The 11,812-nt window shown below is 67.0% G+C and carries 11 protein-coding genes; 8 read left to right on the forward strand and 3 right to left on the reverse strand.

From position 1 onward, the window contains the following. The first annotated feature begins 42 nt into the window (after positions 1-42). The 4 genes from OCH7691_RS19885 to OCH7691_RS19900 all read left to right on the forward strand — a co-directional run bounded on the left by OCH7691_RS19885 (position 43) and on the right by OCH7691_RS19900 (position 5,036). The gene (locus OCH7691_RS19885) at positions 43-1,125 is read left to right on the forward strand and encodes a BMP family ABC transporter substrate-binding protein (RefSeq protein WP_085885348.1); all 1,083 of its coding nucleotides are present in this window, start codon (positions 43-45) and stop codon (positions 1,123-1,125) included. 89 nt (positions 1,126-1,214) lie between these two features. Beyond that, positions 1,215-2,525 carry a guanine deaminase gene (guaD, locus tag OCH7691_RS19890; protein ID WP_085885349.1) on the forward strand — a complete coding sequence of 437 codons (1,311 nt, stop codon included), beginning with the start codon at positions 1,215-1,217 and terminating at the stop codon, positions 2,523-2,525. 30 nt (positions 2,526-2,555) lie between these two features. Next, the gene (locus OCH7691_RS19895; protein WP_085885454.1) at positions 2,556-3,578 is read left to right on the forward strand and encodes an adenosine deaminase; all 1,023 of its coding nucleotides are present in this window, start codon (positions 2,556-2,558) and stop codon (positions 3,576-3,578) included. A gap of 198 nt (positions 3,579-3,776) precedes the next feature. Beyond that, on the forward strand, positions 3,777-5,036 hold the full coding sequence (locus tag OCH7691_RS19900; RefSeq protein ID WP_176245174.1) for an adenylate/guanylate cyclase domain-containing protein: 1,260 nt from the start codon (positions 3,777-3,779) through the stop codon (positions 5,034-5,036). 18 nt (positions 5,037-5,054) lie between these two features. Here OCH7691_RS19900 and OCH7691_RS19905 read toward each other — a convergent pair whose 3' ends face one another. The 3 genes from OCH7691_RS19905 to OCH7691_RS19915 form a co-directional block, all read right to left on the reverse strand. Next, positions 5,055-5,990, reverse strand: coding sequence for a LysR family transcriptional regulator (locus OCH7691_RS19905; protein ID WP_085885351.1), 936 nt, complete (start codon positions 5,988-5,990; stop codon positions 5,055-5,057). 97 nt (positions 5,991-6,087) lie between these two features. Continuing rightward, the gene (locus tag OCH7691_RS19910) at positions 6,088-7,440 is read right to left on the reverse strand and encodes an 8-oxoguanine deaminase (protein ID WP_085885352.1); all 1,353 of its coding nucleotides are present in this window, start codon (positions 7,438-7,440) and stop codon (positions 6,088-6,090) included. Positions 7,441-7,457: 17 nt separating this feature from the next. After that, positions 7,458-8,654 carry a urate hydroxylase PuuD gene (locus OCH7691_RS19915; RefSeq protein ID WP_085885455.1) on the reverse strand — a complete coding sequence of 399 codons (1,197 nt, stop codon included), beginning with the start codon at positions 8,652-8,654 and terminating at the stop codon, positions 7,458-7,460. A gap of 170 nt (positions 8,655-8,824) precedes the next feature. Here OCH7691_RS19915 and puuE point away from each other — a divergent pair, with 170 nt between their 5' ends. Genes puuE through OCH7691_RS19935 form a run of 4 tightly spaced genes read left to right on the forward strand, consistent with a single transcriptional unit; the run spans position 8,825 to position 11,803 of the window. Continuing rightward, positions 8,825-9,739, forward strand: coding sequence for an allantoinase PuuE (puuE, locus tag OCH7691_RS19920; RefSeq protein ID WP_085885353.1), 915 nt, complete (start codon positions 8,825-8,827; stop codon positions 9,737-9,739). Next, positions 9,736-10,269 (forward strand): 2-oxo-4-hydroxy-4-carboxy-5-ureidoimidazoline decarboxylase, encoded by a 534-nt coding sequence (gene uraD, locus OCH7691_RS19925; protein WP_217808164.1) that lies wholly within the window; start codon positions 9,736-9,738, stop codon positions 10,267-10,269. Before puuE ends, uraD begins: the two co-directional genes overlap by 4 nt. A 47-nt stretch (positions 10,270-10,316) precedes the next feature. Continuing rightward, a complete protein-coding gene (gene alc, locus OCH7691_RS19930) occupies positions 10,317-11,285 on the forward strand; it encodes an allantoicase (RefSeq protein ID WP_085885456.1) in 969 nt (322 codons plus the stop codon). Further along, the gene (locus tag OCH7691_RS19935; protein ID WP_085885355.1) at positions 11,282-11,803 is read left to right on the forward strand and encodes an ureidoglycolate lyase; all 522 of its coding nucleotides are present in this window, start codon (positions 11,282-11,284) and stop codon (positions 11,801-11,803) included. The genes alc and OCH7691_RS19935 overlap by 4 nt, the downstream gene beginning before the upstream one ends. Positions 11,804-11,812 lie beyond the last annotated feature (9 nt).

The raw sequence follows: 11,812 nt of genomic DNA on the forward strand, positions 1-11,812 counted from the left end.
ACGGGAGAAGGATCAGAAATGTCGGATAACAGGAGGTAATTCATGCGACGTCTTTCGAATGCCCTGGTCGCGATGGTCGCGGCCGTCGGCCTGCTGGCCGCGGCCGGGACAGCCGGCGCGGCCGATAAGGTCAAGGTCGGCTTCATCTTCGTCGGGCCGATCGGCGATCACGGCTGGTCCTACGAACACAACCAGGGCCGTCTCGCGATCGAGAAGGAATTCGGCGACAAGGTCGAGACGACCTATGTCGAGAATGTCTCCGAGGGCCCGGACGCCGAGCGCGTCATACAGCGCCTCGCGCAAGGTGGATCTGACATCATCTTCACCACCTCGTTCGGCTTCATGAACCCGACGATCAAGGTCGCCAAGCGCTTCCCGAAAGTGAAGTTCGAGCATGCGACCGGCTTCAAGCGCGATGCCAATGTCTCGACCTATTCCTCGCGCTTCTACGAGGGTCGCCATGTCATCGGCCTGATCGCCGGCAAGATGACCAAGACGAACACCATCGGCTACATCGCCTCGTTCCCGATTCCGGAAGTTGTCCGCGGCATCAACGCCGCCTATCTGGCGGCCAAGAGCGTCAATCCGGACATCAAGTTCAAGGTCGTCTGGGTTTCCACCTGGTTCGATCCGGGCAAGGAAGCCGACGCCGCCAAGGCGCTCATCGACCAGGGCGCGGACATCCTGATGCAGCATACCGATTCGCCGGCGGCGATGAAGATTGCCGAGGAGGCGGGCATCTTCGCCTTCGGCCAAGCCTCGGACATGCACCGTTTCGGCCCGAATGCCCAGCTCACCTCGATCGTCGATGCCTGGTCGCCCTATTACATTTCGCGCGTCAAGGCGGTGATGGACGGCACGTGGGAGTCGACCGACACTTGGGGTGGTTTTGACAGCGGCATGGTCCTGCTGTCGGATTATTCCGACAAGATCCCGGCCGATGTCCGTGAGATGGCCGAGAAGGCGCATGACGCGATCAAGGCCGGCACGCTCCATCCCTTTACCGGCCCGATCAACAAGCAGGACGGCAGCGTCTGGCTGAAGGCCGGCGAAACCGCGCCCGACGGCGATCTGCTCGGCATGAACTTCTATGTCGAGGGCGTCGAGGGCAGCCTGCCCAAGTAAGCTTCCCGGATCTCGGTGGGTGCCGGCATCGGATTTGCCGGCACCCGTCGTTCCCGGTCCCTCCAGGTCCGAACGCACGGAAGGTCGCGATGCCGGATGCGCGCATCCTCAAGGGCCAGACCCTGTCGTTCCGCGACGACCCGTTCCGGGTAGCCCCGGCGGAATCAATCGTTCACGAGAGCCACGGCGCCGTGCGGATCGAGGACGGCCGCATCGCCGCGGTCGGACCAGCCGACCGGATCCTTGCCGAAGCCGGCGACATCGCGGTCGAGGATCACGGCCGGTCGCTGATTATGGCCGGCTTCGTCGACTGCCACGTCCATTATCCGCAGACGCCGATCATCGCGTCCTATGGTGCCCAGCTCCTCGACTGGCTGAACACCTATACCTTTCCGGCGGAAGCCCGTTTCGCCGACCCGGCGGTCTGCAGGGCGGTCGCGGAGACCTTCCTCGACGAGATACTCAGGAACGGCATCACCAGCGCCGCCGTATACGGCACGGTCCATCCGCAATCGGTCGACGGCTTTTTCGAGGCGGCGGCCGCGCGCGGTCTGCGGATGGCGGCGGGTAAGGTCTGCATGGACCGGCACGCGCCCGATGAACTGACCGACGACGCAACCCGTGCGTACGACGAATCGAAGGCGCTGATCGAACGCTGGCACGGCCGCGACCGATCCGGCTACATCCTCACGCCGCGCTTCGCGCCGACCTCGACCGCCGACCAGCTCGCGGCGCTCGGCGCGCTATGGCGTGAATTCCCCGATGTGCTGATGCAGACGCATCTGTCGGAGAATCGCGACGAGATCGCCTGGGTGAAGCGCCTGTTTCCCCAGGCGCGCGACTATCTCGGTGTCTACGAGGCGTTCGGCCTGATCGGCCCGGGGGCGATCTTCGGGCACGGCATCTGGCTCGAGGAACGCGAGCGCGCGCTGCTGCGGGAGCGCGGCGCGGCGCTGGCGCACTGCCCGACCTCCAATCTCTTCATCGGTTCGGGCCTGTTCGACATGGCCGGCTTGCGCGCCGGGGCGGCGCCGGTCTGCGTCGGTCTCGGCACCGACGTGGGCGGCGGTTCCTCTTTCTCGATGTTCGCGACCATGAAGGCGGCTTACGAGATCGCGCAGCTCGGCGGCTACAGCCTGCACCCGATCGCCGCCTACTGGCTCGCCACCGTCGGCAGCGCCCGAACGATGCGGCTCGACGACCGGATCGGCAACCTCGCGCCCGGCTACGAGGCCGACCTCGTCGTCATCGACCTGACATCGCGGCCGGTCATCGAGCAACGCATGCGCACGGTCGAGGATATCGGCGAGGCGCTGTTCGTGCAGCTTATACTGGCCGACGACCGGGCGATTGCCGCGACCTACTCGGGCGGTCGCAAGGTGCATGAACGGGCCGTCTGAATGCCGCCGGCGGCGGAGTGGGAGAACGCGATGCGAGACCTGATCGATGCCCTTCCGAAGGCGGAACTGCACCTGCATATCGAGGGCAGCTTCGAGCCCGAGCTGATGTTCGAGATCGCCCGCCGCAACCGTGTCGCGATCCCGTTCGCCAGCGTTGAGGAGGTTCGCGCCGCCTATCGCTTCGGCAACCTGCAGGATTTCCTGGATATCTACTACCAGGGCATGAACGTGCTTCGCGAGCCGGAGGATTACCGCGAGCTGGCCGGCGCCTATCTCGCCCGGGCAAGGGCTGACAACCTACGCCATGTGGAGATGTTCTTCGATCCGCAGGCCCATACCGGACGCGGCGTCCCGCTTGCCGTGGTCGTCGACGGGTTGCGCGCGGCGGCCGCGGAGGCGGCCGCGTCAGGCGGCCCGAGCGTCTATCTGATCCCCTGCTTCCTGCGCCATCTGAGTGAGGCGGAGGCGCTGGAGACCCTCGATGCGCTGGACCCGATGGCCGGGCATTTCGTCGGCGTCGGTCTCGATTCCTCCGAGCGCGGCCATCCGCCGTCCAAGTTCGCGCGTGCCTTCGCGCGCGCCCGTGAGATGGGCTTCAAACTCTGCGCCCATGCCGGGGAGGAGGGGCCGCCCGCCTATATCCGGGAAGCGCTGGACATACTCAAGGTCGACCGGATCGATCACGGCAATTCGGCGATCGGGGACGAGCGGTTGCTGGGCGAGCTGGCGGCGCGCGGGATCACGCTCACCAATTGCCCGCTCTCCAACCTTCGGCTCGGCGGCATCGCCAGCCTCGCCGAAAGTCCTGTCCAGGCGATGCTCGAGCGCGGCATCCGGGTCACCGTCAATTCCGACGACCCGGCCTATTTCGGCGGCTATGTGAACGACAACTTCGAGGCCCTGGCCGGGGCCCAGTCGCTCGGCGCCACGGAACTCGGCGATCTCGCCCGGAACAGCTTCGCCGGCTCGTTCCTGCCGGACGACGAGAAGGCCCGGCATATCGCCGCGGTCGACCGCGCGCTCGCCGATTTCACCGGCCGCCACAGGCTCTGATCCGGCCAAGCGGGCGGGCCTTGCGTGACGCTCGTTTCCGGCACAAACTGCGTCCGATCGGCGGGTTCCGGTCGGTTGGCCTCCGGTTGTGTCGGCCGCTACAAGAGCGGCTGCGGAGTATTGCCATGAACCGGTGACGCATCGTATTTCCCCGGCGCTTGGTCGCGAATGGCGACATCATCAACCGGACATATAGCGATGACTGGGTTGCGGAACTGGTATCCGATGACCTTCGAGGCCGCCGTCGAACGGGCCTATCAGAAGCGGATGCACGGGCGGTTCATTCCGCTGGGCCGGTTGGCGCTTGTCACGGGAATGGCTGCCTTTGTCGGGTTCCTGGCCTGGGACGTCCTGCTCGACCCGTCGGCGCTGGCGAGAACCGCACCCATCCGGCTCGGCACCGTGCTCTACATGGCAGCGATCTTCGGGATGACCTTCCTGCCGACTGTCCGCAGGGTCCCGGCCATGTGGCCGTACATCGTGCTTTGTACCTATATCGGTGTCGCCGCCGGCTCGACGCTGGCGCTGGCGGAATTGCCCGGCGGCTTTCTCGCCGGCAGCGGCAGTCTCGTCCTCGGCATGATCTTCGTGCCGGCTCTGGTCAGCGGCGCCGTGCAGGCCAGCATCGTACTCCTGCCCTATCTCGGTGTCTCGTTGCTGGTGATCTGGTTCTCCGGCGGAACCCGCTTCGAGATGATCAACGCATTCGCGTGGTCGGGCGGCGGTATCGTCTTTTCGCTCGGTTTCACCTATCTGCTCGACATCATCAACCGGCGCCGTTTCGACCTCGAGCGGCAGCTCGAGACGGAAAAGCAGCGCTCCGACGCGCTGTTGCTGAACATCCTGCCGGCACAGATCGCGTCGCGGCTGACGGATAGCGAGGAACCGCTCGTCGATAATCACGAGAATGTCTCGGTGCTCTTCGCCGATATCGCCGGTTTCACCCGGTTGTCGCGGGACATTCCGGCGGCCGATCTGCTGGCCCTGCTGAACGACCTGTTCTCCCGTTTCGACCGGCTGGTGGAACAGCACGGGGCCGAGAAGATCAAGACGATCGGTGACGCCTACATGGTGGCGACCGGGCTCTCCGGCGGGGTCGCCGATCATGCCGCCGAGATCGCCGACCTGGCGCTGGCGATGCGGCAGGCCTTCGCCGAGTTTCGCGAGCAGAACCGCGTCGATCTCAAGCTCCGGATCGGCGTGCATTCCGGCGCGGTCATCGCTGGCGTGATCGGCCGGAAGAAGTTCGCCTACGATCTGTGGGGCTACACGGTCAACGTGGCGAGCCGGATGGAATCCGAGGGCGTTCCCGACCGGATCCAGATCTCTGCGGAGACCAAGAAGATGCTGTCGGGGCGTTATCGCACGGCGCCGCGCGGCGAGATCGAGATCCGCGGTCACGGACCGAGAAAGACCTATTTCCTGGAAGGCCGGACGTCGCTCGACGCGGCCGCTTAGGTCCGTGCCGGCCCCGTCTCAGGAGGCCCTCGGCAGCTGGCCCGGCTCCGTCAGGCGTGCCACCGGATGATCGCGGAAGGCGCGGACCAGATAGTCGATGAAGGCGCGGGTCTTGGCCGGCGGCTGCGGCCGCGGCGGCATCAGCGCCTGCAGCGACAGACCACGTGGCCAGTAGGGTTCGAGGACCGTCACCAGCGCCCCCGATTGAAGGTGCGGACTGACGTCCCACACGGATTTCATGATCAGCCCGGCGCCCTGCAGGGCCCAGTCGATCAGCACGTCCGAGGAATCGCTGTCAAGGGCGCCGGAGACCGGGAGGTTGCCGACGCTGCCGTCCTTGAGGAACTGCCAGGAATAGCGGCGCGAGCCAGGGAAGCGGAGCAGCAGGCAGTTGTGGCTCTTCAGGTCTTCCGGCTGGCGCGGGATGCCGTGGCGCTCGAAATAGCCGGGCGCGCCGCAAACGACGCGCAGGTCCGGCGCGATGCGGCGGACGATGTCGGCGGACGAGGGGAGGACGCCCTTCCGGATCGCCACGTCGACATTCTCTTCCACCAGGTTGACGACCCGGTCGGTGATCTGCAAGCGGGCCTGCACGTCCGGATTTCGGTCGACGAAATCGGGGATCATCGGCGCGATATGCAGGCGGCCGAGCGCGACCGGCGCCGAGATGCAGAGCGCCCCGGCGGGGCGTCGCTTGATTTCCGCGAGGCGCTGGTCGACCTCCTGGATGTCGGCGAGCACGCGCTGGCAATGCTCGTAATAGATCTGCCCTTCCTGGGTCAGGCCGACGCGCCGGGTGGTGCGGTTGAGCAGGCGATGGCCGAGCCGCTGTTCGAGCTTGGCGATGCGGCTGGAAACGACCGCCGTGGTCATGCGGAGCTCGCGCCCGGCGGTGGAGAACCCCTGCCGGTCAACGACGCGGACAAAGATCGTCATGTCGTCGACGGGATGCATGGGACTCGGGCGAGGCTCGCGATTGTTCGGAACTTGACGACAAACGCGGCGATTGTCGCGCAAAAGACCTGTCCGCGCCAGCGGCCAGTCGGGCCGCTCAGGCGCCGTCGACCAGGCGCCGCGTACGCGCCCGGTGCTGGCGCAGCGCCGCCTCGAGATCGATCGTCTCGAGCCGGCCCTCACGGACCACGACGCGGCCCTCGACGACGGTGTAATTCGCCTTGCCGGGCGCGCAGAGGACGAGGGCGGCAACCGGGTCCCAGGCACCGGCCATGCCGGGTCCGGCGATAGCGAAGGCGGCGAAGTCGGCCCGCTTGCCCCGCTCCAGGCTGCCCAGGTCGTCGCGTCCGAGGGTCCGTGCCCCGCCCAGGGTGGCGATTTCCAGCGCCTCGCGGGCACTCATCGCGTCGGCGCCCAGCGCGACCCTTTGCAGCAGCATCGCCTGGCGGGCCTCGTTCAGGAGATCGGCTGCATCGTTGGACGCCGAGCCGTCGACGCCGAGGCCGACCTTGACGCCGGCGTCGCGCATCCGGCGAACAGGCGCGATGCCGCTGCCGAGGCGCATGTTCGAGCAGGGGCAATGGGCGACGCCGGTGCCGCTGCGGGCGAACAGGTCGATCTCGCCTGCGTCCAGCCGGACCGCGTGGGCGTGCCAGACATCGTCGCCCGTCCAGCCAAGCTGCTCGGCATAGAGGCCCGGACGGCAGCCGAACTGGGCCCGCGAATAGGCGACATCCTCCTCGTTCTCGGCCAGGTGGGTATGCAGCATGACACCGAGTTTGCGGGCAAGCAGGGCGGTGTCGCGCATCAGTTCGCGGCTGACCGAGAAAGGCGAGCAGGGAGCGAGCGCAATCCGGACCATCGCCCCGGGCCGGCTGTCGTGGAAGGCGCCGACGACGCGTTCGCAATCCTTCAGGATCCTGGCTTCGGGCTCGACGAGGCTGTCGGGCGGCAGGCCGCCGGCGCTTTCGCCGATGCTCATCGCGCCCCGCGTCGCATGCAGGCGGAGGCCGATCTCGAGCGCCGCCTCGATCTCGTCGTCCAGGCGGCTGCCGTTCGGGAACAGGTACAGGTGATCGGCGCTGGTCGTGCAGCCGGACAGCGCCAGTTCGGCAAGCCCGACGGTCGCCGAAACGCGGATATCGTCAGGCACCATCCGCGCCCAGACCGGGTAGAGCGCGCGCAGCCAGCCGAACAGCAGGGCATCCTGCGCTGCCGGTACGGCGCGGGTCAGGTTCTGGTAGAGATGGTGGTGCGTGTTGACGAGGCCGGGCACGACCACATGGCCGGAGAGGTCGATGACCTCGTCCGCGTCGCGGGGCAGCGAGTCGCTCGGGCCGACCTGCTCGATCATCCCGTCGCGGGCGAACAGTCCGCCGCCGGCGATTTCCCGGCGCGTGCCGTCCATGGTGACGAGGCGTTCGGCATTGCGCGCCAGCAAGGTTGCCATCGGCCTGGCCGCCAGCGCTATTCGTCCGGCATGCCGGCGCGGATCCAGGCGCCGAGCCGGGCCCGCTCCTCGTCCGTCATGGCGGTCTTGTTGCCGAGCGGCATGGCCTTGGAGAGCACGGCCTGGGCGAGGATCTTCTGGGCCCGCGCCTTGACCTGGTCGGCCGTCTCGAAGATCGCGCCACCCGGCGCCTCGTCGAAATCCTCGTCGCTCGGATTGGTCGCGTGACAGGAGAGGCAGCGGGTCTGCACGATCGCCACCGCCTCCGGCGTCAGGACCTCGTCCTCGACGACGATCTCGCCGCCGGGCTTCCAGGCGGTGAAGGCGATCAGGGCGATCGTCAGGATCGTCGCCGCCGGCCATTGCCAGGCGAGCGCGGAGCCGCGGCCGCCCGCATTCCTGACATTGAAATAGTTGCGGATGATGGCGCCGGCGGCCAGCACCAGCGCGACGATGGCCCAGTTCCACTCATGCCCGAAGGTCATCGGGTAGTGGTTCGAGATCATCATGAACAGGACCGGGAGGGTCAGGTAGTTGTTGTGCGTCGAACGGAGCTTCGCGGCGGCGCCGAGCGCCGGGTCCGGCGTCCGCCCCGCGACCAGGTCGGCGACGACGATCTTCTGTTTCGGGATGATGATCATGAAGACGTTGGCGGTCATCATGGTCGCGATCATCGCGCCGACATGCAGGAATGCGGCGCGGCCGGAGAAGACCAGCCCGTAGCCGTAGGCGGAAGCGACGATGAACACGAACAGGACCGCGAACATCGCCGTCTGGTTCGATTTCAGCGGCGAATGGCAGAGCAGGTCGTAGACGACCCAGCCGACGGCAAGCGATGCGACCGAGATCGCGATCGCCGTCGCCGGTCCGATGTCGAGCACCGATCGGTCGATCATGTAGCTCTCGGCGCCCCAGTAATAGACGATCGCGAGCAGGGCAAAGCCGGAAATCCACGTCATGTAGGATTCCCACTTGAACCAGTGCAGCTCGTCGGGCATCCGCTCGGGCGCGACCATGTATTTCTGCACATGGTAGAAACCGCCGCCGTGGACCGCCCAGCTTTCGCCGTTGACCCCTTTCGCCATTCCCTCGCGCTTGCGGAGCGACAGGTCGAGCCACACGAAGTAGAAGGAGGAGCCGATCCAGGCGATGCCGGTGATGATATGCAGCCAGCGTACGAGCAGGCTCAGCCAGTCGTGGAGCAACGCGTCCATGGGCTTCTTCTTCCGCCGGTTGATCAGTGACAGCGCCGACAGCGTAGCGTGACCGGGTGCCTGGGCGAAATTGCGATTTGGCGAATGTTGCATCGCCGATTTTTTGATAATGCCGCCGATTGTCCTGAATTATGCTGCGAGTGAACGATCGGGACAGGCTGGGGGAAGGAATGACATACCCGCGCGACATGATCGGCTATGGCGGGCATCCGCCCGATCCGCGCTGGCCGGGAAAGGCCCGGATCGCGCTGCAGTTCGTCCTCAACTACGAGGAGGGCGGCGAGAATGCCGTCCTGCACGGCGATCCGGCCTCGGAAATCTTCCTGTCGGAGATCGTCGGCGCCCAGCCGTTCGAAGGCGCCCGCCATATGTCGATGGAATCGCTGTACGAATACGGTTCGCGGGCCGGCGCCTGGCGGATCCTCGACCTGTTCCGTTCGCGCGGCCTGCCGCTCACGGTCTTTGCCGTCGCCATGGCAGCCGAGCGCAACCCGGCGGTGATCGAGCGGGCGCTGAAGGACGGCCACGAGATCGCCAGTCACGGCTATCGCTGGATCAATTACCACGGCATGCCGGAGGCGCTCGAGCGCGAGCATATGGAACGCGCGATGGAGATCCTGACGCGGATCACCGGGACCCCGCCCGAGGGCTGGTATACCGGCAGGACGAGCGAGAATACCCGTCGGCTGGTCGCCGAACATGGCGGCTTTCTCTACGACGCCGACGATTATTCCGACGATCTGCCGTTCTGGAGCCGGATGGTCGAGACGCCGCACCTGGTGGTGCCATACACGCTCGATACGAATGACATGCGTTTCGCCACGCCGCAGGGGTTCAATTCGGGGGAGCAGTTCTTCGCCTATCTTCGCGACGCTTTCGACGCGCTCTACGAGGAGGGGGCGGAACATCCGAAAATGCTCTCGGTCGGCCTTCACTGCCGGTTGATCGGCCGTCCTGCCCGGATCGTCGCGCTCCGGCGCTTTCTCGATCATGTCGCGCGCCATGACCGTGTCTGGATCTGCCGGCGCGTCGACATCGCCCGCCACTGGCGGGAACATCACCCCTGGCGGGGAGAGGCGCGATGAGCATGCATCCCTTTCGCGTGGCGCCGCCGAGCGCGCTCGACCGCGCCGGGTTCGTTGCCCGCTATGGCGGCGTCTACGAGCATTCGCCGTGGATCGCCGAACGCGCCCATGACGGCGGGCTCGGCGCCGAGGCCGACCATGCCGAGGGACTGTCGGCGGCGCTTCGCGCGGTTGTCGAGGCGGCCGGGCGCGAGCGTCAGCTCGCCCTTCTCCGCGCCCATCCGGATCTTGCCGGCCGGCTCGCGGTTGCCGGCGCGCTGACCGCCGAGAGCACGTCCGAGCAGGCCGGGGCCGGGCTCGACCGCTGCACGGCCGAGGAATTCGCCCGTTTCCAGTCGCTTAACGACCGCTATACAGGGACGTTCGGTTTTCCCTTCATCATGGCGGTGAAGGGATACGACCGGCGTGCGATCCTCGGGCAGTTCGAGACGCGGGTCGGAAACGATCCGGAGACCGAGTTCCGGACAGCGCTCGACCAGGTTCACCGGATCGCGCTGCTACGCCTGATCGCCATCGCCGAGGAGGCCTGAGACCCGTGACAACGACCGATACCAACCTGCCGGATTTCGCGACCCGGATGGTCAACCTCGCCTCGCCGCGCCTCGGCACCGTGGCCGTCCGCGCCTCCGATGAATTCTTTGCCGCGAAGGAACGGATGCTGGCCGACAGCGAGCCGGTCTTCATCGCCGACAAGTATGACGACCACGGCAAGTGGATGGACGGCTGGGAGAGCCGCCGGCGGCGCGACGGTGGCGAGGACTGGTGCCTGATCCGGCTCGGCGTCGCCGGGATGATCCATGGCGTCGATATCGATACCCGTCACTTCACCGGCAACTATCCGCCGGCCGCCTCGATCGAGGCCTGCGCCGGCGAGGCGGAGCCGGGGCCCGACGCGGTCTGGACGCGGATCGTCGCGCCGACCGCGCTCGGGCCGGGCGCCCGGCATTTCGTCGCCGTCGCCGAGCAGGGCCCGTGGAACTGGGTGCGCGTCACCATGCACCCGGACGGCGGGATCGCGCGGCTCCGTCTCTATGGCCAGCCCGTGCGCGACTGGTCGACGGCGAAGCCGGACGAGGAGGTCGAATTGTCCGCGTTGCGTAACGGTGGCCGGGTGGTCGCCTACAACAATGCCCACTACGGCAATGTCTGGGCGCTGCTGACCGAAGGCCGCGGCCGCGACATGGGGGACGGATGGGAAACCCGGCGCCGGCGCGAGCCCGGCAATGACTGGCTGATCGTCGCCCTCGGCACGCCGGGCGTGATCACTCGGATCGAAGTCGACACGGCACATTTCAAGGGCAATTTCCCCGATCGCTGTTCGCTGCAGGCGGCGCTGGTCAAGGACGGGCTGCCCGACAGCGCGGTAGTCACCCAGGCGATGTTCTGGCCGGGACTTGTCGACGAACGGAAACTCCGGGCGGACAGCATTCACGGTTTCGATGGGGCGGACATTGCCGCCCTCGGGCCGGTCAGCCATGTGAAGCTCAACATCCATCCGGACGGCGGGGTGAGCCGGCTCCGGATCTTCGGCCGGCCGGCCGGATGAGCGCCCCGGTCACCATTCGCCCGCAGCCCCTGACCGATGCGGCCTTTGCCCCCTACGGAACGGTAATCGAGACCGCGGGCGCGGAGGCAATCCCGATCAACCAGGGCACGACGACGCGCTTCCACGCACTTGCCGAACTGGACACGGCGGAGGACGGCGGACGGGCGATCCTCTCGGTATTCCGTGCGACGTCACGGCCAGCGCCGATTGCGCTGCGCCTGATGGAGCGCCATCCGCTTGGATCCCAGGCCTTCGTGCCGCTCGTGCCCCATGACTGGCTGGTCGTGGTCTCGCCCGCCGAACGGCCCGGCCCGGCGGATCTCGTTGCCTTCCATGCGCGCGGCGACCAGGGCGTGCAATATGCCCGCAATGTCTGGCATCACCCGTTGCTGGTGCTGGTGCCCGAACAGGATTTCCTGATCGCCGACCGGGCCGGTCCCGGCGAGAACCTGGAGGAAGTCTGGTTCGCCGATGGGGCGCATGCGGTGCTCGACATCGCGCGGCTGACCGGCACGTGAGAGCCGCGT

Source organism: Oceanibacterium hippocampi (assembly GCF_900172325.1).
Lineage (GTDB): Bacteria > Pseudomonadota > Alphaproteobacteria > Sneathiellales > Sneathiellaceae > Oceanibacterium > Oceanibacterium hippocampi.